22 protein-coding genes, 1 tRNA gene and 1 pseudogene are annotated in these 25,622 nt (G+C 32.4%); 12 read left to right on the top strand and 12 right to left on the bottom strand.

Annotated elements, in window-relative coordinates; genetic code table 11:
• Positions 1-54 precede the first annotated feature (54 nt).
• The 3 genes from AC15TD_RS08055 to AC15TD_RS08045 all read right to left on the bottom strand — a co-directional run bounded on the left by AC15TD_RS08055 (position 55) and on the right by AC15TD_RS08045 (position 2,748).
• On the bottom strand, positions 55-1,635 hold the full coding sequence (locus AC15TD_RS08055) for an L-serine ammonia-lyase, iron-sulfur-dependent, subunit alpha (protein WP_484451624.1): 1,581 nt from the start codon (positions 1,633-1,635) through the stop codon (positions 55-57).
• Positions 1,636-1,970: 335 nt separating this feature from the next.
• On the bottom strand, positions 1,971-2,330 hold the full coding sequence (locus AC15TD_RS08050; RefSeq protein WP_484451623.1) for a cupin domain-containing protein: 360 nt from the start codon (positions 2,328-2,330) through the stop codon (positions 1,971-1,973).
• A gap of 333 nt (positions 2,331-2,663) precedes the next feature.
• A tRNA-Ser gene (locus AC15TD_RS08045) sits at positions 2,664-2,748 on the bottom strand.
• Positions 2,749-2,875: 127 nt separating this feature from the next.
• Between AC15TD_RS08045 and AC15TD_RS08040 the strand changes: the two genes are divergently transcribed.
• The 4 genes from AC15TD_RS08040 (at position 2,876) to AC15TD_RS08025 (ending at position 7,146) form a co-directional block, all read left to right on the top strand.
• A complete protein-coding gene (locus AC15TD_RS08040; protein ID WP_484451622.1) occupies positions 2,876-3,631 on the top strand; it encodes a sulfite exporter TauE/SafE family protein in 756 nt (251 codons plus the stop codon).
• A gap of 9 nt (positions 3,632-3,640) precedes the next feature.
• Positions 3,641-4,276, top strand: coding sequence for an NAD(P)H-dependent oxidoreductase (locus tag AC15TD_RS08035; protein WP_484451621.1), 636 nt, complete (start codon positions 3,641-3,643; stop codon positions 4,274-4,276).
• A gap of 4 nt (positions 4,277-4,280) precedes the next feature.
• A complete protein-coding gene (locus tag AC15TD_RS08030; RefSeq protein WP_484451620.1) occupies positions 4,281-5,474 on the top strand; it encodes a DegT/DnrJ/EryC1/StrS family aminotransferase in 1,194 nt (397 codons plus the stop codon).
• Positions 5,475-5,592: 118 nt separating this feature from the next.
• Complete coding sequence (locus tag AC15TD_RS08025; RefSeq protein WP_484451619.1) at positions 5,593-7,146, top strand: glycoside hydrolase family 16 protein; 1,554 nt, start codon at positions 5,593-5,595, stop codon at positions 7,144-7,146.
• On the opposite strand, the gene ribB is transcribed toward AC15TD_RS08025, so the two are convergent.
• The 6 genes from ribB to tpx all read right to left on the bottom strand — a co-directional run bounded on the left by ribB (position 7,143) and on the right by tpx (position 14,366).
• Positions 7,143-8,303 carry a 3,4-dihydroxy-2-butanone-4-phosphate synthase gene (gene ribB, locus AC15TD_RS08020; protein WP_484451618.1) on the bottom strand — a complete coding sequence of 387 codons (1,161 nt, stop codon included), beginning with the start codon at positions 8,301-8,303 and terminating at the stop codon, positions 7,143-7,145. The two genes, AC15TD_RS08025 and ribB, sit on opposite strands and share 4 nt — an antisense overlap.
• A gap of 16 nt (positions 8,304-8,319) precedes the next feature.
• On the bottom strand, positions 8,320-10,290 hold the full coding sequence (locus AC15TD_RS08015; RefSeq protein ID WP_484451617.1) for an LptF/LptG family permease: 1,971 nt from the start codon (positions 10,288-10,290) through the stop codon (positions 8,320-8,322).
• Positions 10,291-10,297: 7 nt separating this feature from the next.
• Positions 10,298-10,936 (bottom strand): outer membrane lipoprotein periplasmic chaperone LolA1, encoded by a 639-nt coding sequence (gene lolA1 / locus AC15TD_RS08010; protein WP_484451616.1) that lies wholly within the window; start codon positions 10,934-10,936, stop codon positions 10,298-10,300.
• A gap of 11 nt (positions 10,937-10,947) precedes the next feature.
• Positions 10,948-13,323, bottom strand: coding sequence for an FtsK/SpoIIIE family DNA translocase (locus AC15TD_RS08005; RefSeq protein ID WP_484451615.1), 2,376 nt, complete (start codon positions 13,321-13,323; stop codon positions 10,948-10,950).
• A 144-nt stretch (positions 13,324-13,467) separates the two neighbouring features.
• A complete protein-coding gene (locus AC15TD_RS08000; RefSeq protein ID WP_484451614.1) occupies positions 13,468-13,845 on the bottom strand; it encodes a diacylglycerol kinase family protein in 378 nt (125 codons plus the stop codon).
• Positions 13,846-13,865: 20 nt separating this feature from the next.
• Entirely contained in the window at positions 13,866-14,366 is a 501-nt protein-coding gene (tpx, locus tag AC15TD_RS07995) for a thiol peroxidase (RefSeq protein WP_484451613.1), read from the bottom strand.
• A 217-nt stretch (positions 14,367-14,583) separates the two neighbouring features.
• On the opposite strand from tpx, the gene AC15TD_RS07990 reads away from it, so the two are divergent.
• The 3 genes from AC15TD_RS07990 (at position 14,584) to AC15TD_RS07980 (ending at position 18,058) form a co-directional block, all read left to right on the top strand.
• The gene (locus tag AC15TD_RS07990; RefSeq protein ID WP_484451612.1) at positions 14,584-15,096 is read left to right on the top strand and encodes a fasciclin domain-containing protein; all 513 of its coding nucleotides are present in this window, start codon (positions 14,584-14,586) and stop codon (positions 15,094-15,096) included.
• A gap of 202 nt (positions 15,097-15,298) precedes the next feature.
• Positions 15,299-17,509, top strand: a complete 2,211-nt coding sequence (gene katG, locus AC15TD_RS07985) for a catalase/peroxidase HPI (RefSeq protein ID WP_484451611.1) — start codon at positions 15,299-15,301, stop codon at positions 17,507-17,509.
• 69 nt (positions 17,510-17,578) lie between these two features.
• Positions 17,579-18,058 carry an ankyrin repeat domain-containing protein gene (locus tag AC15TD_RS07980; protein WP_484451610.1) on the top strand — a complete coding sequence of 160 codons (480 nt, stop codon included), beginning with the start codon at positions 17,579-17,581 and terminating at the stop codon, positions 18,056-18,058.
• A gap of 44 nt (positions 18,059-18,102) precedes the next feature.
• Here the strand turns inward: AC15TD_RS07980 and nhaC are convergent.
• Positions 18,103-19,602: pseudogene (gene nhaC / locus AC15TD_RS07975) on the bottom strand (Na+/H+ antiporter NhaC); the annotation flags it as partial.
• A 126-nt stretch (positions 19,603-19,728) separates the two neighbouring features.
• Positions 19,729-20,931, bottom strand: coding sequence for an aminotransferase class I/II-fold pyridoxal phosphate-dependent enzyme (locus AC15TD_RS07970; RefSeq protein WP_484451609.1), 1,203 nt, complete (start codon positions 20,929-20,931; stop codon positions 19,729-19,731).
• A 157-nt stretch (positions 20,932-21,088) separates the two neighbouring features.
• On the opposite strand from AC15TD_RS07970, the gene AC15TD_RS07965 reads away from it, so the two are divergent.
• From AC15TD_RS07965 to AC15TD_RS07945, 5 genes are all read left to right on the top strand, one after another.
• The gene (locus AC15TD_RS07965; RefSeq protein ID WP_484451608.1) at positions 21,089-21,547 is read left to right on the top strand and encodes an Lrp/AsnC family transcriptional regulator; all 459 of its coding nucleotides are present in this window, start codon (positions 21,089-21,091) and stop codon (positions 21,545-21,547) included.
• 1 nt (position 21,548) lies between these two features.
• Positions 21,549-22,175, top strand: coding sequence for a CPBP family intramembrane glutamic endopeptidase (locus AC15TD_RS07960; RefSeq protein WP_484451607.1), 627 nt, complete (start codon positions 21,549-21,551; stop codon positions 22,173-22,175).
• A gap of 71 nt (positions 22,176-22,246) precedes the next feature.
• On the top strand, positions 22,247-22,753 hold the full coding sequence (locus AC15TD_RS07955; RefSeq protein ID WP_484451606.1) for a hypothetical protein: 507 nt from the start codon (positions 22,247-22,249) through the stop codon (positions 22,751-22,753).
• A gap of 3 nt (positions 22,754-22,756) precedes the next feature.
• The gene (locus tag AC15TD_RS07950) at positions 22,757-23,485 is read left to right on the top strand and encodes a hypothetical protein (RefSeq protein ID WP_484451605.1); all 729 of its coding nucleotides are present in this window, start codon (positions 22,757-22,759) and stop codon (positions 23,483-23,485) included.
• Between the two features lie 10 nt (positions 23,486-23,495).
• On the top strand, positions 23,496-24,296 hold the full coding sequence (locus tag AC15TD_RS07945; RefSeq protein WP_484451604.1) for a sensor histidine kinase: 801 nt from the start codon (positions 23,496-23,498) through the stop codon (positions 24,294-24,296).
• On the opposite strand, the gene AC15TD_RS07940 is transcribed toward AC15TD_RS07945, so the two are convergent.
• The coding region (locus tag AC15TD_RS07940) for an aldehyde dehydrogenase (RefSeq protein ID WP_484451603.1) at positions 24,293-25,622 on the bottom strand (1,330 nt) is incomplete at its 5' end. The two genes, AC15TD_RS07945 and AC15TD_RS07940, sit on opposite strands and share 4 nt — an antisense overlap.

The raw sequence follows: 25,622 nt of genomic DNA, 5'->3' as shown, positions 1-25,622 counted from the left end.
TATTCTTGACGTTTTAGTTCTGTCGTTCTTTTAATTTTTTAGATCGCAAAATTTTCAGGAAGTTGTTAATGTACTTTTTAGTGACAATTTTTCTTTTAAAGTACAAGCTGTTTTAGTGATTGCTAATCCTCCTTTACCAGTGCATTTAACACAAGAAGGCATTTGCTTACTTACTGATGATACAGTCTCGATTACTTCATTTAAAGGGATAAGCGCATTATATCCTGCACAAGCCATAGTTGCTGAAGACAGTGCATTAACTGCTGCACTTACATTTTTCCCTAGACATGGTGCCTCAACGCGATCTGCGATTGGGTCGCAAATCAAACCAATCATATTCTGAATAGCCATTGAAGCTGCGTCAATACCTTGTTTAGTAGATCCACCAAATAATTGCACTATTCCAGCTGCAGCCATTCCAGCAGAAGCGCCGCATTCTACTTGGCAACCATGTTCTTCAGCAGAGAAGCCAGGACCCATGGCAAAATAGACTCCAATAATTCCTGTGGCGAAATATGCTTTAATCAATTCATCATTTGAAGCGTTTATGTCATCCGCAACAGCTCTTAAAACACCTCCTACAACACCGCAAGAACCAGCTGTAGGATTGGCTACAACAACTTCCATTGCACTTTTCGATTCCATAATAGCAGATACATTAGCTATGATTTTATTTACAATAGAATTTTCTAAAATTTTCTTTTCCTTTTGAGCATTTTCAATTAAATGTGATTGTTGAGGTAAAATTCGGTCTTCATAATTGGTGCCTTCTAAGCCTGTTTTAATACTGCCTTCAATTATTTCAACAATATTTTTCATTTTATCAATTACCTCGTTATCATTCAATCCACTCTGATTTTTTTCATATAATAAACCGATAGCTCCTAAGTCAAGATTTTCTTTTTCTGCAAATTCTAATAGCGAATGCACGGATGTAAAAGGTAATTCAGATTCATTTCCTGATACAATGGGTAAAACTGGTTTTATTGTAATTAATTCATCAAAACTGATTGAATGTTTTAATTTATTAATTACGTCTATTGAAATGTCTTTTGAGAATTTAATGTTTATTAATCGCTTTTCACCATTAAAAGATTCAGAAATAGATTTATTTTCTGTAAGAAGAAGTGTAACGTCTTGTAATAGAATGTCTTTAGTAATACCAATTAGAAGCAACTCAAAATAACCACCATTAATGCTTACTCTAAAACCGTCTATATCTTGAATTTCAAAGGAGCCACCACCAATTGATATTGCAGTGATTTGCGTTTTTTTTCCATGAACTCCTTCCAATGCTAATCTAAACGTATTTACATGTTTGGTTTGAAACGTATTTATTTCATAAAGGATTGATATACCATTTTCTTTAGCTATTTGTTCGGTGTTTTTTATTTGGTCATCTGACATTTCTAATCCTAATAATCCGCCTTCAATACCAATTGTAGTTCCTTGCTCTCTATAGTTAGGTGCCCACGCACCACCTTTATCAAAATCAATGATGGCTTTTGTAAGAGGCTCATTTAAAATATCAACGCATATTTTGGCCGCACGCCATGATGCAGCAGTATGCGAACTAGATGGACCTCTCATGATTGGTCCAATTACATCATTAAAAATTCCTGGTCTATTTTTCATGATTCCACTTTATTGTATTAGTAAGTAATTTAGTAATTCAATTATTATAAAAAATGGTCTAATCAATAAAATTACACATTGTTAGTCATAGTTATTAATATTTTTTTGATTAATAGCGCAAAGCAAAAATTATTGCATGTAAAACTTGTTTTTATTTCATTTAAGTTTTAAAGGCTTTAATTATAGCATTTTAAGAAGTGTTTATTTTTCTGTTTTTTTAAATACGCTGCCATTAACCAAGTTTAAATCCCATTGGTAAATTCTATCTCCAAAAGTATACTGTCTTGTCCTTAAATATGGCTAATATTTTTTATCAAAAGCATTATTAATCCGAATTAATAAGATTGTTCCTGAATTGATTTAGTTATGGCAGACTTAACATCTCCTGTATGCTTTGTTGTTTTAGTTTCTATTAACATAATTGAGCATTCGTCTATTGAAGAAACTCGATGATTAATTCTTTTTGGAACCACAAACATGTCTCCAGTTTTCATAATTCTGTTAGGTTCATTTTCAATTTCCATTAAAAGCGTACCTTCTATGATGTAAAATAATTCATCCTCATTTTTATGATTATGCCAGGGAACTTCTTGACCTTTAATTTTGGCAATTTTTACATATTGGTCATTAACTTCTGTTACTATTTTTGGTGAAAAATAATTTTCAACCTCTTTTAGTTGTTCTTTTAGATTCATTTGATTTAGCTTTATAATTGTAGCTAATATTAGTATGATGAGTGTGTAGAAAAATGCTCATGATTTTCCTCTTAGAAAATTAGCTCTAAATATATAAACATTTCTGCTTTAAATATGTTTTAATCATACACATTGTTAGCTTTTTTTACATCCCACTATTTTTCCAATTCGAATATTAAAAAGCTTTGAAATTTTCCAATTGGCTCAACTAAACGAGGCTCACATATTTTGTATTTGAGTTTTTTATTATCTTAACATGGGCTAATTGTGGACTAAATATAAAAACAAAAAACCCTAACTAATTGAAATACAATTGATAGGGTTTTTATTTTGCGGAGAAAGAGGGATTCGAACCCCCGGAGGTGTGACCCTCAACAGTTTTCAAGACTGCCGCATTCGACCACTCTGCCATTTCTCCTTGAGTGTTTCTCATTAGGTATTCCCTAAATGCGGTTGCAAATATAGAAACCTTTTTTGTATCTAAAAAGCCTTTTTTCTTTTTTATTTTCTTCTTTTAATTCATTTTTTGACTGTATTTTTGCAGCATGGAACATTGGTATTACTATGTGCTTTTAGTGGTAGTAGGTATTATAGTCGGAATCATCAATACAATGAGTGGTGGCGGGTCTTTACTAACGCTTCCTGTTTTAATATTTATTGGCTTACCTTCTAATGTTGCAAACGGAACAAATAGAATCGCTATTGTTATACAATCTATTTTTAATATTGCAGGATATCAAAGTAAAAAGGCTATTGATAAATCTTGGTTTCCAATTTATTTATCTATTTCAGCAACCATAGGCGCTGTTATTGGTGCTAAATTGGCCATTGACATAAAAGGAGCGTTATTTAATAAAATATTAGCCGTAGTGATGGTGACGGTTGTTGGGTTTATGGTTTTTAGGCCTAAACAGAATTTCTCTCAATTGGCAGATAGAATTACTGGTAAGTATTTAAAATATAGTATCATTGCTTTTTTCTTTATAGGCATTTATGGCGGATTTATTCAAGCAGGTACTGGCATATTTATTTTATTATTACTATCGTCTATAAATCATTTAACCTTAATTAAGTCGAATATTATAAAAGTAATTGTAATGTTTATTTATACATTGGCAGCACTTTTTATGTTTGGAATGAATTTGAAGTTAGATTGGATTGCTGGATTAACATTAGCTTCCGGACAAGCTGCTGGCGGTTGGTTTACCAGCAGATGGTCTGTAAATAAAGGAGATGGCATCGTGAAAATATTTTTAATAATTATGGTCATAGGGATGGCTATAAAATTATGGTTCTTTTAAAAAAATAGTATGGGTAAAATTATAGAGCATTTAAATTGGCGTTATGCCACGAAAAAGTTTGATTCAAATAGAAAACTTTCAAAAGATAAAATTGATATCATAAAAGAGGCATTCAATTTAACGGCGACGTCTTTTGGACTTCAAACAATTAGTTTGGTAATAATTAATAATGACGATTTAAAAGCGTCCTTGGTTCCTCATACTTACTATCAGAATCAAGTTTCAGAAGCGTCACACTTATTAGTGATTTGTATTCAGAATGATATTTCAGATGATGATGTTAATACGTATTTTGATTCTGTAAAAACCATAAGAAATACACCAGATACCATTCTAAATCCATTTAGAGAAAATTTATTGAAAACAATGCAGAATAAATCTGTTGAAAATCGTCAACAATGGTCCAAGAATCAAGCCTATATTGCACTTGGTAATTTAATGACGGTGTGTGCTGTTGAAGGCATAGACTCTTGTCCTATGGAAGGATTTATTCCAGAAAAGTATGACGAAATTTTAAAGTTGAATGAAAAGGGATTAAAATCGGTTTTACTTTTACCTATTGGGTATCGTGCAGATGACGATATGTTTGCAACTCTAAAAAAAGTGAGAAAATCGTTAGACAAAACAATTATAGAAATTAAATAATATTATGCCAGGATTTGAACTATTTGGAGAAGCCGAACGAAATGAAGTAAATGATGTATTAAAAAGTGGCGTATTAATGCGTTATGGTTTTGATGGTATAAGAAATGGCCATTGGAAGGCAAAGGAATTAGAGTTGGAACTTCAAAATCAGTTTAAAGTAAAGCATGCGCAATTGGTTAGTAGCGGTACAGCCGCTGTTTCTATGTCTTTGGCTGTCGCAGGTGTTGGAGCAGGCGATGAAGTGATTATGCCATGTTTTACCTTTGTAGCCAGTTTTGAAGCTATCATGATGCTGGGTGCTATTCCTGTGTTAGTTGATATTGATAATACGTTAACTTTGGATATAGAAGAAGTTAAAAAAGCACTTACACCTAAAACTAAAGCTATTATGCCAGTGCATATGTGTGGTAGTATGGCAAATTTACAAGCGTTAAAAACTATTTGCGATGATAATAATCTTGTGTTAATAGAAGATGCTTGTCAGGCTATTGGCGGCACGTATCAAGGAAAAGCTTTAGGAAGTTATGGCGATGTTGGTAGCTTTTCTTTTGATTTCGTAAAAACAATCACCTGTGGTGAAGGGGGTGCTATTATTACCAATAATGATAAATATGCCCAGTTTGCTGACCATTTTTCAGATCATGGACATGACCATATGGGGAAAGACAGAGGCGCTGAAACACATCCATTTTTGGGATATAATTTTAGAATTTCAGAACTTAATGCAGCTGTTGGTTTAGCACAGGTAAGACGATTAAATGATTTTATAGCGATTCAAAAAAGACATTATACGATTTTAAGAGAAGCCTTATCTCAAATTCCCGACATTGAATTTAGAACGGTTCCTAAAGGTGGTGAGGAGAGTTACGGGTTTTTAAATTTCTTTTTACCAACTTTAGAAATTACACAAGCCGTATCAAAGGCTTTTAAGGAAGAAGGTATAGATGGTTGTTTCCATTATTATAACAACAACTGGCATTATATAAAAGAATGGCATCATTTAAAAAATTTGAAAACACTATATCCGGTTTCAGAAGAAGTGAAAAAGGGCTTAGAATATTTAAAAACTAAATCTTTCGAAAAGTCAGATTATTATATAGGTCGTAACTTATCTTGTTTAATAAAACTTTCTTGGTCGGAACAACAGGTAAAAGAAAGAGCGAATACTATGGTTAAGATTATAAAATACAGCGTTTAGGAATACCATTGATTATTACTTTTAAAGGAATACGATTAGCGCTCTGTATGGTTTTTGTAGTGGTTTAAAGTTTATGGTTTATATATTTAATAATTATATTGCTGAGAAATATAATTAAATGAAAAATTACTACTCTAAACTAATTGTTTTCTTCTTATTTGTTTGTCATGTTTCTATTGCTCAACAAATGCCAATTGATTTTTCTGATACTTCAGAGAATTTTAGTGTTTGGGGAGGAAGTGTATTTTCAACCACACAATCTCCAACAGATTTCAATAATACCGTAGGAGAATTTTTCCATTCTGCATCTGCTGGCGAGCAAGGTTTTTATTTAGATTTATCAAGAGCAATCGATTTAGATTTTCAAAAAACAATAACCCTATCGTTTTACGCTTTCGATTCAAACATACATGCCGTAGGACTAAAGTTGGAACATGGTATAAATCCAGATGTTCAAGTGACTGTAAATACAACCTCTTCACAAAATAATTGGATTTCTCTAACGTTTGATTTTTCAAATGCAGTTTATAGTTCAGGTTTTTCCTCAGTCAATGCCAGTGGGACGTATACCAGATTAACGGTTTTAATAGACCAGGGTATCGCAACTTCCGCAACGTTTTTAATTGATGATATAGATGACGGTTCTACGCCTATTGTGTCTCCTCCAGATCCTGTTTACGATTATTTAGTATGGTCTGATGAGTTTGATGGGAGTGGTGCCATAAATACATCAAATTGGTTTCATCAAACAGTTGGTCCCAATGGGGGCGTTTGGTATAATAGTGAACTTCAACATTATACAGACAGAATCGAAAATTCTTTTTTAGAAAATGGATTTTTAAATATTGTTGCAATAAAAGAAAATTATCAACCAGCCGGGGCACCTTCACTGCCGTATACTTCGGCTAGACTAAATTCTAAATTTGCGTTTACCTATGGGAAAGTTGAAGTTAGGGCTAAATTACCTTTGGGTGTAGGAACCTGGCCAGCAATCTGGACACTGGGAAAAAACATCACAGAAACTGGGGCTTATTGGGAAACTCAAGGATTTGGTACAATAGGCTGGCCTGCATGTGGTGAAATTGATATTATGGAGCATTGGGGTACCAACCAAAATTATGTTCAGAGTGCGATGCATACACCTTCTAGTTATGGTGGTACTGTTAATTTAGGCGGACAAACAATACCAACAGCTTCTACAGAATTTCATACATATGTATTAGAATGGTATGAAGATAAAATGGTATTTAGCGTGGATGGCAATGTGCATTATACCTATCAACCGGCTAATAAAAATCCAGATACCTGGCCTTTTTTTGAAGATCAATACCTTTTGTTAAACGTGGCCATACAATCGAGTATTGTTGCTTCATATACACAGTCGGCAATGGTTGTAGATTATGTGAGAATTTATCAAACGAATCCGTTAAGTGTTGACGATAATGCTCTATTTGACGTTAAAGTTTATCCTAATCCAGCCGATACAGACATTAACATTTCATCTCAATTAAATATTGATAAGGTTGATTTGTATGATATTACGGGAAAATTAATTTTAAGTAAAGTGAAAAACCAAAACACTATGAATGTTAACGGTTTAAATTCAGGTTTTTATGTGCTTAAAATTTATTCTGGAGAAAAAAGCACAACAAAAAAGATACTTATTAATTAATACCTTACATAGTCAACAATCTCTAAGCCATAGCCTATTAAACCAATACGCTTGGTTTGCTCAGAATTTGTAATTAACCGTAATTTATGAATATTGAGATCATGCAGAATTTGTGCTCCAATACCGAAATCTCTAGTATCCATATTAATTCTTGGTGCCTTAGATATTTTGCTGGGAGTTTGGTTTTGTTTTAAAAAATCCAATCGGTTTAGTATGTCCATTGATTGTGATTCTTGATTTATAAAGATGATAGCACCTTTGCCTTCATCATTAACCACCTTAAACATAGCATCAAGTTGTTCATCAACATCGTTGGTAAGCGTACCAAGAATGTCATTGTTAATTAATGTTGAATTTATTCTTGTTAGCACGGCATCATTATTTTTCCATTGTCCTTTGGTAAGTGCTATATGAATTTGGTCGTTAGTTGTTTGCTTGTAAGCTCTTAATCTAAAACTTCCAAAGCGCGTTTCAATTTGAAAGTCTTGCTTTTTCTCAATTAAAGAATCGTGTTGCATTCTATATGCAATTAAATCTTCAATAGAAACAATTTTAAGGTCGAGGTTTTTAGCAACTTCAATAAGTTCCGGTAACCTCGCCATACTTCCATCTTCATTCATAATTTCAACAATAACACCAGCTGGTTTTAACCCTGCTAATCGTGCAAAATCAATGGCAGCCTCCGTATGTCCTGTTCGTCTTAAAACGCCACCTTGTTTGGCAACTAAAGGAAATATATGTCCTGGACGAGATAACTCAAATGGTTTTGTGTCAGGGTCAATAAGGGCTTTAACCGTTTTAGCTCTATCACTTGCAGAAATACCCGTAGTAACACCATTACCCCTTAAATCAACTGAGACAGTAAAAGCTGTTTCCATATGGTCTGTATTATTACGAACCATCATATTAAGATCTAACGCTTCACATCTGTTTTCTGTAAGCGGTGCACAAATAAGACCTCTGCCGTGAGTTGCCATAAAGTTGATCATTTGCGGTGTTACTTTATCAGCTGCGGCTACAAAATCGCCTTCATTTTCTCTATTTTCATCATCCACAACAATGATTACTTTACCATTTCTAATGTCATCAATGGCTTCATGAATGGTGTTAAGCTTAAATTGTGTTTTTTGAGTTCGTGTTTTCATTTCTGATGTCATGTCGCAAAGATATTGCTTATTTAATACTATCGATACAATTTTGTTTTAAGTCGTCACTAATCGTTCTTTTTAAAAGGAAATAAGATAGAAAATAGATAGGTAAGCCTAATATTACAAGGATAATATTTGGCTTTTTATTTGGCTTATTAATAGTATTATAAAAAGTGATAATATTGAGATAGCCTTTTAAATAATAAATGATATATAAAAAGAACGAGATGAGACTAATTTGTAAGGAAGCAGACTCCAAAGAAGGCAGCTTATTATTTTTAAAAACAAAGAACAAAATAATGAGTATCGATCCTATACTATAAAGTATGATTGAAAATTTAGAATGATCATTAAAATCAAGACTAATGTTTTTTGAACGAAGGTATTCTTCTTTTATTTCAATTTCTTTGTTACGAATGTCTTCTAATTGAATTCCTCTATAATTTAAAACTTTAACAACTTCGTATTTTATTTCTTCATCATAACCCAGTGTTTCATAATTTTTTATGACATCCAATAGCTCTTCATTGGTAAATGATACTAAAAACTTATAGTCTACAGCTTCATCGTCTTTTATTCCAAATAATCGTTTAATAGGCTCAATAAAGTTTCCAAAACTAAACAATCCTTTATCAGCTGTTGCTCTCTTTGTTAATACAATACCTAGTGGAAGCATTACTAATGTAGAAAACCATGAAGCAATTACTGGGTTTAAACCACCGCTTTTTGCACTATTTGTGGCAAAAATACCTATAAAGTGATACGTTAAAAAAAGTAAAATAGCAATAACCATTGGTAACCCAATTCCTCCTTTTCTTATAAGAGCACCTAGTGGTGCTCCAACGAAAAATAAGATGATACAGGCAAAACCTAAAGCCAGTTTTTCATGTAAAGCAATAATATGCTTATTATAGTTTGATTTTGAAATTTTAAAACTATTTTTCCGTGTACTTATAATTTGATTGGTACTTCTCGCATTGTTTAATGCAATATTTACTAGCTGTAATTTGTTTTTTGTTTGAAATATATCTAAAAGATTTCCAGTATAGATTGAATCAGATTTTTTAAATTCTGCCTTTTTTAGAGGAATAGCAATAGATCGCTCATAAATTTTATCTGAAAACTCAGTATATTCTTCTTGATTCTTTAGTTTGAGCGAATCAATGGTGTAGTCTAAATCATTAACATTTAGCATGTTATACTTATTTGTGACAGATTTATCGTCTAAATTATCTTCGTTATTGATTGATGATATATCAATATTAATCGTGTATTTTTCAAATGTGCTTTTTGCAAAAGGCACTTTTTTTCTTGCTTTGAGACTTTTAGGTTGTAAATCGTTATAATAATTGCCATCAAAAAGCACAAGTTTCATAACATTAGACGTATCGGCAGTAATTAGCTCTCCGTATTTTGCCTTGATAGTGGTTGTATTAGTTCTTCCATCATCGGCTTTAACATGAATAACCACATTTTGAAGATATTGCTCATTGTCCCCAGTTTTATCACTAAATTTAATATTATAACCTGTACCCTCTACTTGATTGAACTGCCCTTTGGCTAGTAACATAGCCGGTTTCATTTTAGCAATATTTTTTCTAAGATTAAAAGAGTTGTATTCTGACCAGGGAATCACATTGTTAGAAAAGAAAAAAGTTGTAATACCTAAAATAACTATAAAAACACTTAATCCAGACATGGCTCTCATAAGTGAGATTCCTGTAGATTTCATAGCAGCAAATTCGTAGTTTTCTGCAAAATCACCAAACACCATAATGGAAGCTAATAAAATAGTGAGCGGCACAACCAAGGGCATTAACTTGGGCATAAAATAAATTAAGAATTTAAATATGACAATAATATCTAAATCTTTTCCCGCTAACTCTCTTATATAAAGCCAAATAGTCTGTAATACAAAAATCAGCATAAGAATTAAAAATACGCTTATAAAAGTTTTAAGATACGTGGTTATTATGTAACGGTCTAATATTTTCAAGTGGTGCCTAATCTAAATTATTGATGTAATAATCTTTGTATTTATTAGCATCAAAAACAAATAAGGTTTTTGATAATGGCTCATTTGTTTTAAAAGAATTTACTGTAAGCGTTGTTTTTGTGCCATTCTTTCCTATTTGAATTAAATTGTAAATGTGTTTTGTTTGCGAATCTATTCCAAGTAAAATATAATTAATCTCTGAATTAGAATCAATTGGAATAAGTTTTACATATTGAATTTTTCTTCCTTTAACATCTTGTAAAATATCTAGAGAACTCGTGTAACCATTTTCATAAAAAGAAAGCATTTTGCTAGGCGCGATAATATCTTCATCGTCATCATTTTGTTTTGAGATGGTTACTTCTTCATCTTCAGGGCTAATATTATAAAGTGTTTTTCCGTCAAACAGTCTTGTAATTCCAAGAATGTTTAGTTTGTATTTGTCGCCTTTTAAGACAACATCACCTCGTGTTTCTTGTTTAATATTTTCAGCTGTATTTTCAAGAACATATTTAAAATCAATAGAAATATTTTCATAACTGCTAACTTTGTCGGATACTTCTTTTAATAGGCCTTTTCCAGTTTTTTGAGCAAAACTGTTGATGCTGCTTAATACTACAAAAAGTGATAATATTACATGTTTCATTTTAATGGTCGTTATGATTGTTCGTTTTCTAAGAGGTTATCTAAAGACGTTAAATCGGGCAACAAAACTTGTCTTGCTTTACTTCCTTCAAAAGGGCCAACAATACCAGCTGCTTCTAATTGGTCAATAATTCTTCCAGCTCGATTGTAACCTAGTTTTAGTTTTCGTTGCAAAAGTGATGCAGAACCTTGTTGCGCCGTTATAATAACTTCGGCAGCGTCTCTAAATAGTTTATCTCGTTCTGATATATCTACATCAAGACTTGTGCCGCTTTCTTCCCCAACATATTCTGGAAGAATAAACGCGTCAGGATACGCCTTTTGAGACCCAATAAATTCTGTAATTTTTTCAATTTCGGGAGTATCAACAAAAGCACATTGAACTCGAATTAAGTCGTTGCCTTGTGTAAATAGCATATCACCGCGACCAATAAGTTGGTCGGCACCAGAGCCATCAAGAATCGTTCTGGAATCTATTTTAGAGGTCACCCTAAATGCAATTCTAGCTGGAAAATTAGCTTTAATAATTCCTGTAATAACGTTTACTGAAGGTCTTTGTGTCGCTATAATGAGGTGAATTCCAATAGCTCTGGCAAGTTGCGCTAAACGTGCAATAGGTGTTTCTACTTCTTTACCAGCGGTCATAATAAGATCTGCAAACTCATCAATCACTAAAACGATATATGGTAAAAATTGATGACCGTCGTTAGGATTTAGCTTTCGTGCTTTAAACTTAATATTGTATTCAGCTATATTTCTACATAAGGCATTTTTAAGTAATTCATAACGATTATCCATTTCAATACATAATGAATTTAATGTATTGATAACTTTGGTGTTATCTGTTATGATGGCGTCTTCGCTGTCTGGTAGTTTCGCTAAATAATGACGTTCTATTTTATTAAAAAGCGTTAATTCTACCTTTTTAGGGTCTACTAAAACAAACTTTACCTCGGCGGGATGTTTTTTATAGAGTAATGATGTTAAAACCGCATTTAATCCAACAGATTTTCCCTGTCCCGTCGCACCAGCCATAAGTAAATGGGGCATTTTAACTAAATCAACCACAAACGTTTCGTTACTAATCGTTTTTCCCAATGCCACTGGAAGTTGCATTTCTGAATTCTGAAATTTCTTAGAAGCAATCACAGATCTCATGGAAACTATGGTCGCATTTTTATTGGGGACTTCAATACCAATAGTGCCTTTTCCGGGAATAGGAGCAATGATACGAATCCCTAAGGCTGCCAGTGATAATGCAATATCATCTTCTAAATTCTTGATTTTTGAAATTCTAACACCTGCATTCGGAACAATTTCATATAAGGTGACCGTTGGACCAATGGTAGCTTTTATACTGGCAATTCCAATATTATAATTATTAAGTGTTTCAACAATTTTATTTTTATTTTCTTCTAACTCTTCCTGATTGATAGTAATACCCTCAGAGTCATATTTTTTTAATAAATCAAGAGGCGGAAATTGATAATTTCCTAACTCAAGAGTGGGATCAAATAAGCCAAAATCTTCAACGAGTTTATTAGCTAAATTATCGGTTTCAGAAAGTTCTTCTTTAGTTTCTTCGACAATTATTTCTATTTCAGGCTCATTAGGTTCACTTTTTATTTTAAGGTCTAAGCTGGGTTTTGGTTTCGAAAGGATATCTGTTTTCGTCTCTTTTTTAGTTTCTTTTATGGCTGATTTAATGGCTTCAGCTTCAAGAGATAAATTATTTTCTAAGGCAATTGTGTAATTGTCTTCATTTGCTTTTGAAACAAAATCGTTTTTTATATCTTTTTTTGCTGATTTAAATAAACTGATAAAGCTTTGAGCGGTTAGTTTATACCGAACTGCTAAAAATATAATTAAAACGAATAGTAGTAAAGATGCCGTGCCAATTTTTCCTAAATAATCTTGTAAGAAAGTGTTTATTTCATATCCAACAGTTCCTCCTAAAGAATCATTAATATGACTAAAGAAACCTAGAAATACAGAAATCCAAATAATCGTTATAAGTCCCCAAAACCAATGGTTTCTAAGTTTAGCTTTACTAGAATCAAGAAGCACATATAAGCCTGAAAGAATAAATAAACCAGAAAAAATAAATGCTGCTATACCAAAGCCACGTAAAATAAAAAAATTACTTAACCAAGCTCCAGATTTGTTTAACCAGTTATCTGTTTGTACCTGCCGCGATGCAAAATTAGAAAGCGTGCTTTGATCTGCATTGCCAGTAAAGAAAAATGATATAAATGCGACGCCCAATAAAAGACCAAAAATCAATAAAAAACTTCCAAAAATAAGCTTTTGTTGATTAGATAATTTGAAGCTTAAAGGCTTCGTTTTACTTTTTGGAGTGTTATTAGTTTTAGTTTTCTTCTTCGCCATTAATGCGCTGTTATTTTAAACAAAAATACAAATTACTACCATTAACGAAACTATATTTTAAAAAATTGCAGAACTTAGTGTTTACCAGTAATTAATGAAATGATATTCAAAGAATGTATACTCAATTTTTAATACGTTAAAACCTTAAAAATCTTCAAAAATTTTTGGAATATAAATAATAAATCCAATAATAATAGCAAAAATTGATGCTAGAATAACCGCTCCTGCTGCTATGTCTTTGATCACCCCGATTTTTTTATGATTCTCGGGGTGAATAAAATCGGCCATTTTTTCAATAGCTGTATTTATTCCTTCTATACTAATGACTAGACCTATGGCAAGAAACTGAACAATCCATTCTGTTTTTGAAATATTAAAATAGAAACCAAAAGCTGTAACCAAAAGAGCAATTATAAACTGAATTTTAATACTGGCTTCTGTTTTTATTAGGAATAAAGCACCTTTAAAGGCAAATCCAATGCTTTTTAATCGATTGATCAAAAAGGATTCCTTTTTATCCATAAAGTTCAAATAGGTGATGCTTATTTTAAGGCTTCTAATGCAGCTTGATAATTTGGTTCTTGCGCAATTTCTGGAACTTGTTCCGTATATATAATTTCTCCCGATTCGTCAGCTATAATAACACATCTTGAAAGTAAGGAATCAAAGTTGCCAGAAATCATTATTAACCCGAAAGTCTTTCCGAAATCTCCATTTTTGAAGTCTGAAAGCATGATTACATTTTCTAGGCCTTCTGCTGCACAAAATTCTTTTTGAGCAAATGGTAAATCACGTGAGATACACAATACTTTCGTATTTTCTAATTCACTAGCAGATTTATTAAAAGCCCTTACCGAAGCTGAACAAATACCAGTATTTACACTAGGAAAAATATTTAAAATGAGATTATGTCCTTTAAAGTCAGACAAGGTTTTAGTAGATAGATCAACAGCTACTAACTTAAAATCTGCTAATTTTGATCCGATTTTTGGAAGATTTCCAGAAGTTTGAACAGGATTGCCACCTAATGTAATTGTCGCCATAATTTTATTGTTATAAATTTTTACAAAAGTATGAATATTTGCAATATTTTCTATGTAGAATCAGGGATTTTTGTTGAAAGAAAATATAGTTGTAAGTACTGATTGTTTGTTAACATTAATTAACGGTTATAGTTAAAGTTGTAATAAATAAAAATTTATTGTTTAACAAAAACATATATTTGTTAAACAAAAAATAACCTTAAATAAAATTGACAAAATGAAAAATGTATTAAAAACAGTATTAATTGCTCTTACACTTGTAATTGGTAATTCAGTAATCGGTCAAACCAAAAATATTGTAGAGACTGCTATTAGCTCAGAAGCTCATACAACCTTAGTTGGTGCAGTTAAAGCAGCCGATTTAGTTGGAGTTTTATCCAGCGAAGGACCGTTCACAGTATTTGCACCTACAAACGATGCTTTTGCAAAGTTGCCGGAAGGAACCGTTGCATCACTTTTAAAAGCTGAAAATATCGGAACCTTACAAGCGATTCTTAAGTATCATGTTGTGTCTGGAAAATTTATGGCTGCTGATGTGATTGGTTTAATTAAGAAAAATAATGGTAAAGCTATGATTCCAACAGTAAATGGAGAAAACTTAACAGCTTCAATAAAAGATGGTTCTGTGTATGTCACTGATATGAAAGGAAATTCTTCAAAAGTAGTAGCAGCAGATTTAAATAATACAAATGGTGTTATACATGTTGTAGATACTGTATTGTTGCCATAATTAAACAATTGATTGATTTAAATAAAAGCATCTTCTGTTATGGAAGATGCTTTCTTTTTATTAGAAAAAACTATTTCAAAATATTATTCAATAAATTTTATCAATTACAAGATAATTTAATAAAATCTGGTATTCGAATTTAAATCCTGATAATTTCATAATTTTATAACATTGAAAATTAAACTAAAAAATATTTAGAATAATGGATAACAAAGGTAATTACAACATTAATGGAGACGCAAGTCAATGCCCCTTTTTAAGTGGAGCCCAAAAAAAGTCTGCTGGTGGAGGAACGAATAACCGTGATTGGTGGCCTAATGAGTTAAAATTAAACATTTTACGTCAAAATGGTGTAAAGTCAAATCCAATGGGAGAGGGCTTTAATTATGCAGAAGCATTTAAAAGTGTTGATTTTGCAGCACTAAAACAAGAGGTTATTGATTTAATGACTGATTCTCAAGATTGGTGGCCTGCAGATTACGGACATTATGGACCATTTATGATCCGCATGGCATGGCATAGTGCCGGTACTTACCGTGTTGGAGATGGTAGAGGAGGAGCCGGTTCTGGTACACAGCGTTTTGCACCATTAAATAGTTGGCCAGATAATGGTAATTTAGATAAGGCACGTTTATTATTGTGGCCAATTAAAAAGAAATACGGAAAGAAAATTTCTTGGGCAGATTTAATGATTCTTGCGGGTAACTGCGCTTTAGAATCAATGGGTTTTAAAACCTTTGGTTTTGCTGGAGGAAGAGAAGATGTTTGGGAGCCAGAACAAGATATTTACTGGGGATCTGAAAATCAGTGGTTAGGTAATGATGAAAGATATGATACTAGTGATGGTGATTTAGAAGGTCATTTAGGAGCTGTACATATGGGGTTGATTTATGTTAATCCAGAAGGCCCAAATGGTGTTCCAGATCCATTGAAATCAGCGCATGATATAAAAATTACTTTTGGGCGTATGGCTATGAATGATGAAGAAACAGTGGCTTTGGTTGCTGGAGGTCATACGTTTGGAAAAGCACATGGAGCTGCAGATCCTGAAAAATATGTAGGACCAGAACCACATGGTGCCCCTATTGAGGAGATGAGTACAGGTTGGAAAAATAGTTTTGGTACCGGGGTTTTAGATGATACGATTACGAGTGGTTTAGAAGGCGCTTGGACACCTAATCCAACAAAATGGGATCATGACTATTTTGAAGTGTTATTAAATTACGACTGGGAATTAACAAAAAGTCCAGCAGGGGCACACCAATGGACGCCGACTGCAGATTCTCATGCTAGAATGGCACCAAAAGCTGGTGACCCAAATGGTAAACAAGCTTTAATGATGTCTACCGCAGATATGGCACTTAAAATGGACCCAGTATATTTAGAAATTTCTAAAAAATTCCACAAGGACCATAAAGCGTTTGAAGATGCGTTCGCAAGAGCATGGTATAAATTAACTCATAGAGATATGGGGCCAATAGCGCGTTATTTAGGTCCTGAGGTGCCAAGTGAAGAATTATTATGGCAAGATCCAATTCCGGCTGTGGATTATACCTTAAGCGATTCAGATATTGAATCTTTAAAGAAGATGGTTTTAACATCAGGACTTACAGTTTCGCAGTTAGTAACAACAGCTTGGGCATCAGCATCTACGTTTAGAGGTTCAGATAAACGTGGTGGAGCCAATGGTGGTCGTATACGTTTAGAACCACAAAGAAGTTGGGAAGTAAATAACCCTGCTGAGTTGGATAAAGTTTTAAAGGTATTAGAAGGTATTCAAAATGAGTTTAATGGCTCTGTTTCAATGGCAGATCTAATTATATTAGCTGGCGTTGCTGGAGTTGAAGAAGCTGCAAGAAATGCCGGACACAAGGTTTCTGTTCCTTTTACGCAAGGTAGAGGTGATGCCTCTCAAGAGCAAACTGATTTAGAATCTTTTGGTTATTTAGAGCCTTTAGCAGACGGTTTCAGAAATTATATAAAATCTGATTTAAAAGTTGCTGCAGAAGACTTATTGGTTGACCGCGCTAATTTATTAACGCTTTCAATTCCTGAAATGACTGCGTTAGTGGGAGGTTTACGAGTATTAGGCGCTAACTTTGATGGTTCTAAGTATGGTGTGTTTACTGATAAAGTAGGAAGTTTAACGAATGATTTCTTTACAAATATTTTAGATTTTACGTATACATGGAGTGCTACTTCAGAAGACGATAGAATTTTTGAAGGACGTGACCGCAGAACTGGAGAAGTTAAGTTTACAGGTACTCGCGCAGATCTTATATTTGGTTCTAATACCGAATTGAGAGCGGTAGCAGAGGTTTATGGTGCCAATGATGGTGAAACAAAGTTTGTAAATGATTTTGTTGCTGCTTGGACTAAAGTGATGAACTTAGATCGTTTTGATTTAGATTAATTTTCAATAATTAATTTTTATAATGGGATGAGTGTATACTCATCCCATTTTTTATAAAGACATAATACCATGAATGAAATAGAACTTTTTTTTAATACAATTCAAACTGGGAATATTGATAATGTTGAAGCTCAATTAAAAAGAAATCCAGAATTAGTGAATACGACAGATTCCAGAGGATTTACACCGTTAATTTTTGCTGCTTATTTTGATAAGGAAATAATTGCCAAAAGTTTGATTGAACATAAGGCACCAATAGATGCGAAAGATGCGTCAGGTAATACGGCTTTAATAGGTGTTTGTTTTAAAGGAAATGTGAATCTCGCAGGATATATAATTAACCATGGTGCTGATGTTAATGCTGTTAATAATAATGGGACTTCTCCTTTAATATTTTCCGCCATGTATAATAAAGTTAACAGCATAAAATTACTCCTTGAAAATGGGGCAGATGTTAATATTAGAGATAATGAAGGAAAAACAGCTTTAGAATATGCACAACAAAAAGGGTTTACAGAATTAGTTGGTATACTAAAACGTCTAGAATAACTTTTGCATTCTTTTTATTTCTTTTTAAAATGATAAGCCACAAATTATTTTTTTACTAGTTGTCTTATTTTAATATTTAAAGCTGCATATAAAAGGGTGGTAAAAGGACTCAACCAGTTGAATATAGCATAGCCAGCATATTGCAAGGTGTCAACACCTAAAACCCCTGCCTGATAGGCGCCACAGGTATTCCAAGGAACTAATACCGATGTAACTGTTCCACTATCTTCTAAGGTTCTTGAAAGGTTTTCTGGTGCTAAGCCTTTATCTCTAAAAGCTTTTGCATACATTTTGCCGGGTACTACAATGGCTAAATATTGATCACTGGCTGTTACATTTAAAGCTAAACAACTAGCCACTGTGCTGGCAAATAAGCCGAATGTAGTATGAAATAATTTTAATAATGCTTTACTAATTGTGGTTAATGCACCAATGGCATCCATAATACCTCCAAAAGTCATGGCACAAATAATAAGCCATATGGTTCCCAACATCTTTGCCATTCCACCGGCTTTAAATAATCCTTTTAAGGCTTCATTATCAGTAGGAATAGACGTATCAACCGTGATCGCATTCATGATGCCTTTATAGCCCGTTGAAAAATCTAAAGTATTACCTCCTCCAATAGTGGTTACTATGTCTGGTTGAAAAATTAAGGCTGCTATTGCTCCTAAAAGAGTTCCTATTAAAAGAGCTATAAGAGGTGATGTTTTTTTTACGATTAAGACAATAACAACTATTGGAACTACAAATAGCCACGGACTCACATTTACAGAAGATTCTATAGATTCGATAATAACATGAGTGTCTGCAGAACCTTTAGTGTCTAGATTTAAACCAATAATAATAAATACAATTAATGCCACAATGATTGTTGGAACCGTTGTATACAACATATACCTTATATGTGTAAATAAATCTGTTCCAGCCATTGCGGGAGCTAAATTTGTAGTATCACTCATTGGAGATATTTTATCTCCAAAATAGGCACCAGAAAGAATAGCACCAGCTGTCATTCCTAAAGGAATGCCTAAAGCATCTGCAATACCAATTAAAGCAATACCAACTGTAGCAGAAGTGGTCCAGCTACTTCCTGTGGCAACCGATATCACCGCACAAATAATGACACATGCTGCTAAAAAAATCGTTGGGTTTAAAATTTGTAAACCATAATAAATCATTGTTGGTATAATACCACTAATAAGCCACGTACCTGCTAGTGCTCCAACCATTAACAAAATAAGAATAGATCCAGCAGTTGATTTTATGTTTTCTCCAACTTCTTCAACCATTTGATCAAATTTAACTTTGTTAAAAAAACCAACAATTGCTGCAACAGCACCTCCCATTAGTAAAATGAATTGGTTTGAGCCACTTAAAGCTTCATCACCAAAAGAAAATACGTTATACGCCAACATGCCAACCAAGGCAACAACAGGAACTAAAGCTTCCCAAATATTTAATTCTTTATTTTCATAAATGTGTTCATCTTTAGGTCCTTTAGGTTTAATGTTTTGACTTTTCATAGGGAAGGTTGCGTTTTTATCTTTTTTTTTGAAGTGAAATAAGCTTTTAGAACTGTAATGTTACGCTTTTAGAATAAAAATAGCAAATACAAAAAAAGCCAAAATGTTAATTTTGGCTTTTTATAAAATTGATTTAGTTAGTTTTTAACTTAATATGTGAAGTTGTTTCATGCATGCATTCATCATTTCGTAGGTTCTTTCTATATCGTCATCCAAACCAATTGAAAAACGTATTAATCCATCGCTTAAACCCATTTCATTTTGTTCATCTTCAGGAATTTCGCTCGATGTTGAACTTCCTGGTGCACTAAATAATGTTTTGTAAAATCCTAAACTTACTGCCAAATATCCAAGATTGTTGTTTTGCATGAGTTCCATAAGTTCATTGGCTTTATCTAAGGTGCCAACATCAATGGTAAGCATACCTCCAAAACCATAATCAGGATGCATTATATTTTTAAACAATTGATGTGAAGGATGCGATTTTAATCCGGGATATACAGTTTTCAATCCGTTGGATTCAAACTTCTGAGCAAGGTATAAGGCATTTTTACTGTGTTGTTTTATTCTTATATGAAGTGTTCTTAGATTTTTTAAAACAGATGCGGATCTCAAACTATCCATAGTAGAGCCTAATAACATACTAGCACCATTATTAACGTTTCTTAAATCATTAATAAATTCTTGAGTTCCACAAACTACGCCACCCACAGTATCACTAGAACCATTAATAAACTTTGTTAAGCTGTGTATTACCACATCGGCTCCTAACATTGCAGGAGAAATAGATAACGGAGAAAAAGTGTTATCTACTACTAATTTTAAATGATGTTTTTTGGCAATTTTTGCTAAAGCTGCAATGTCTGCAACTTCAAGAAGCGGATTGCTAACCGATTCGCAATAAATAACTTTTGTGTTTTTTGTAATCGCAGCCTCAACAACATTAGGTTTAGTAATATCAACAAATGATGTTTCAATTGACATTCTAGAAATAAAATTTTTTAAAAAAGCGTAGGTTCCTCCATAAATGGTTCTACTGCTAACGATATGATCTCCAGATTGACAAAGCTGCAATAATGTTGGTGTTATAGCTCCCATTCCAGAGGCAGCAACATTTGCTGTCTCAGTTCCTTCCATAGCTGCTAAAGCTTCACCTAAGTATAGATTAGAAGGCGATGAGTGTCTTGAATATAAGTAACAGCCATCTGCGTTACCTTCGAAAGTGTCAAACATAGTTTTGGCAGACAGAAAGGTATAAGTTGAGGAGTCAGAAATGGAAGGGTTAACCCCTCCAAATTCTCCAAAATATTGTAAATCTTGGATATTATTTGCGGGTTTAAAAGACATAATTTTATGTTTAACTGGAATCAAATATCAATATATTTAGATTAATATACAATGATTATTCATATATTTAGATTATAAAACTATATATTATTATTTTTATAGAATAAAAATAATATTTAGTTTGACTTTAGGTGTTATTTAAGAAAATTTTTCAATTATGAAGTTAGATGCCATTGATGCACAATTATTAACTTATTTGCAGCAAGATTCAAAACAGACCAATAAGGAATTGTCCAACAAGCTTAACCTTTCGGTTACGGCAGTTTATGAACGCATAAAAAAACTTGAAAAAGAAGGCGTCATTAAAAAGTATGTTGCCTTAGTTCAAAAGGAAAAGGTAGACAAAGCTTTTGTAGCATTTTGTCATATTAAACTTATTCAGCACACGCAAGAATATGTTGTAAGATTTGAAAAAGAAGTTGCTACTTTAAAAGAGGTTTTAGAATGTTATCATATTAGTGGTGATTATGACTATTTATTAAAAGTATTGGTTAAAGACATGCAAGCATTTCGAGAATTTATGGTTAATAAGTTGACGAATATTAATCACATTGGGAGTACTCATAGTATGTTTGTTATCAATGAGGTAAAACATACAACTTCAATAACAATTTAATATGTTATCTAGAAATTTTAAAGGCATTGAGCTATTTATCATTTTTATTGTGTTACCAATATGCTTTGCTCTTCAATTTTCCATATGGATTAAGATGGGTATTGGTCTTATTGGGTTTATATATATTATTTACATATTGCTAAAAGTAGAACAGATAAAAATTAAAATTTCAACAAATATAAACTGGATATTTTTTTGGAAACAAACCATTTATAAACTATTAATTATTATGTTTTTAACCACACTTTTTGTTTGGTTATCCAATAAAGATTTGCTTTTCAATGTTTTAATTAATAAGCCCATATTATGGGGCTTTATAGTGTTTATTTATAGTTTTTTTTCAGTATTTCCACAAGAATTAATCTACAGAAGGTTTTTCTTTCAACGATATAAATCGCTATTCAAAAGCAGTAATCAATTCATGTTCTTAAACGCCATTATATTTTCTTTAGGGCATATTTTCTTTAGGAATAGTTTAGTCATTGTGTTAACGTTTTTAGGAGGTTTATTGTTTGCTTTTACTTATAACAAAACGAAATCCACACTTTTAGTTTCTATTGAACATGCTCTTTATGGGAGTTGGTTGTTTACTGTTGGTATGGGATCCGTTCTAGGGTTTCCTTCTTAGTAGTTAATGATAACTTTTTTATCCAATGGTTTTTTTCTATTTTTATCAAAAGACAATTATCAAATTAAACAATGAAAAAAGCGAGTTTATTTTTATTAGGAATAATTATCGGTGCTTTTGCCACCTATTTTTTTTGTCCGAGACAAGCAGCTAAATTAAAGGAACAACCTATTGTTAAACCTAAAGGTGTTATTACGGTTGAAAAAGCAAAAGAACTAAATACTAATTGGACCTTACATAGAAAAAAAGCTGTAGATTCGGCTGCGGCTAAGCAAGGACGAAAACAAGATGATCGTTCTGTTTGGTGGTCTTTGGATGATGTTGAAAATTATGTAGCCTATGCAAAAAGTGAATCACAACGTTTAGGCTATGATATGAATGGTATTCGTGTCTATCTTGGTGTTTACGGAAAAAATGCGGGGCAAACTAAAAAAGATTTAACAACCATGTTTTTAGTTCCAACAGGTAACGTTTCTAAGTCTCAAGCGAGTAGTATTGTATTGCCACCTACAGATGATGATTTGCCAATTGATCCTTTAAATGATGGTACAGGAAGTGGTAACGGATATCCTAAATAACAAGTGCAAGAAATTTTAATACAGAATTATATTTTATTAACGCATTCTTTTGAAGCCATGGCTGCTTTAACGGGTGTGTTCTTGTTCAAGGAGTATAAGAATAATGTTGGTAAATACTTTATTTACTTTTTGATATATTTAATTCTGTGTGATATTTTGGGCGGGTATACCAGTTTAGTATTTCCCGATAGATTACTTAGTTTTCTTGTGGGAACTATTATTGAAAAAAACTATTGGTGGTCAACACTATATTGGAAGATTGGTGCGATTATGTTTTTTGCTTTTTATTATCGAAAAATTTTAAAGACAAGATCTTTTACTGCAATCCTAAAATATCTTAGTTATGGTTTTTTTGCTTTTTCCATGGTTTATATTTTATGGCATTGGCAAGATTTTTTTATAAGTTTCTTCCCAATAATAAGTGTTTTAGGGTCTATAATTGTTTTTTTATGTACTGTTTTCTATTTTATTGAAGTTTTGCAAAGTGATAATATTTTAACATTTTATAAATCATTAAATTTCTATATAAGTGCAGCAATTTTTATTTGGTGGCTCATTATTACGCCTATTGTTTTTTATGATAATTATACAACTTATCAAGTGGAAGTTTACGAAAGAGACTGGAACTACATTACACTAAGAAGACTTATCTATTTATTATCTAATATTTTCATGTATTCAACTTTTACCTTTGCTTTAATATTTTGCAAACCAGAATTAAAAAATGATTAACTTTTTATTTTTGACTCAATCAAAGTTGGTTTCAACAGCATCAGAACGCTACTTGTTAGTGTATATGATTGGTGTTTTGGTAATTATTACCTCATTGGTTATTATTTTCTTCATGGTTTTTCAAAAACGAAAAAATAAACTACTACTAGATAAAATTAAACAACAACAGATTTTTGAAGAAGAAATAGCTCTAGCGCAAACAGAAATTCAAGAGCAAACCTTGAAAAATATTGGGTGGGAATTACATGATAATGTTGGTCAATTATTGGCTTTTGCAAGTATGCAATTAAGTATTTTAAAAATGCAAGTAACTGATGATGTTAAAGATAAATTTAAAGATACGTCTGAAGCACTTAAAGAAAGTTTAAAAGAGGTAAGGTCGTTGTCAAGATCATTAAACAATGAAGTGGTACTGAATATTGGTTTTGAAAAATCGATTAATAATGAATTGGACCGATTAAAGAAAATGAAATTTGCTTCAGTAACGTTGGAGGTCAAAGGTGAAAAAGTAGATTTTAATAATAAGAAAGATGAAATTATTATTTTCAGAATTATTCAGGAATTTTTATCGAATTCGGTAAAATATTCTGAAGCTAAACATCTTAAAATAGTTCTTGTATATATGCCTGATTTATTGAGAATAGTGGCTTCAGATGATGGAAAAGGATTTGATACGAACACTGTTGAAAAGGGTTCAGGATTATTAAACATGAAAAGTAGAGCCGATTTAATTAAGGCTAAATTAAATATGGTTTCTAAGCCAAATGAAGGTGTACAGTTAGTGATTGAATATCCTTTTAATAAACGCTAAAAATATTTCATAAAGAATTTTACAAGCTTTATTTTTCCGCTGTAGGGCGCATATCGCATAGGAACATCCATCCAGCTTCCTCTTTTTACCACTGGTTTTTTATGTGAAAATGTATAAAACGTGTGTTTTCCATGATAGGCTCCTATGCCACTGGAACCAACGCCACCAAAAGGAAGTTTAGGATTTGCAAATTGAACAATCGTATCGTTAATAGCGCCACCACCAAACGAATAAGTTGTTATCATTTTATTCGCAAATTTTTTATTATTACTGAATACATATAATGAAAGTGGCTTGTTATATCTTTTAATAATATTATTAATATCATCTTCATTTTTATAGCTCAACACAGGTAAAATGGGTCCGAATATTTCATCTTTCATAATCTCACTATGTAAACTTGGCTCATCAATAACTGCAGGAGCAATGAATAAGTCGTCCTCATTGGTTTCTCCACCAATAACGATATTTCCGTTGTCTAGCATTTTAGACAAACGTTTAAAATTTTCAATATTAATAATTCTAGCAAGATCTTGAGATTCCATTGGGTTTTTGGAATAAAATGTCTCTATTTTTTCTCGAAGCGCCTCTATAAAATCTTTTTTAACAGTATCATGAATCAATATATAATCTGGCGCAATACACGTTTGACCGGCATTTAAAAATTTGCCCCAAGCAATACGTTTTGCAGCAAGTTTTATATGGGCTGTTTCGTCTATAATGCAAGGGTTTTTTCCACCTAATTCTAAAGTGGTAGGCGTGAGGTGTTTCGCAGCTGCTTGTGCTACAATTTTACCAACATTTACGCTTCCGGTGAAGAAAATGTAATCCCATTGTTGTTTTAGTAATTCCTGAGCAATGGAAGCATCGCCTTGAACAATAGCCACATAATCTTCCCTAAAAACAGTTTTTATAATAGACTCAATAACCTGAGATGTATTCGGCGTTAATTCACTTGGATTTAAAACGACGGTATTTCCCGCTGCGATAGCGCCTATAATAGGTAGAAAAGCCAATTGATATGGGTAATTCCAAGGCGAAATAACCAACACGGTTCCGTAAGGTTCATAATAAATTTTATCTGTAGAAGGAAAATTTAAAAGCGATGGAAATACCCGTTTTGGCTTCGCCCAATTGTTTAATTTTTTTAAAGTTAAATCTAGTTCAGAAAGTACTATTCCAGTTTCAGATAAAATAGATTCGAATTTTGGTTTCTTAAAATCTGCGAATAGTGCATCAATAATGTGTTGTTCATATTTAATGAGTTCAGACTTTAAACGTAATAGCATTGATTTTCTGAAGGCTAAAGATTTAGTTTCTTCAGTT

The organism is Yeosuana sp. (assembly GCF_057126245.1).
The sequence above is the reverse complement of the archived record's forward strand: the minus strand, read 5'-3'. Positions and strand labels throughout refer to the sequence as shown.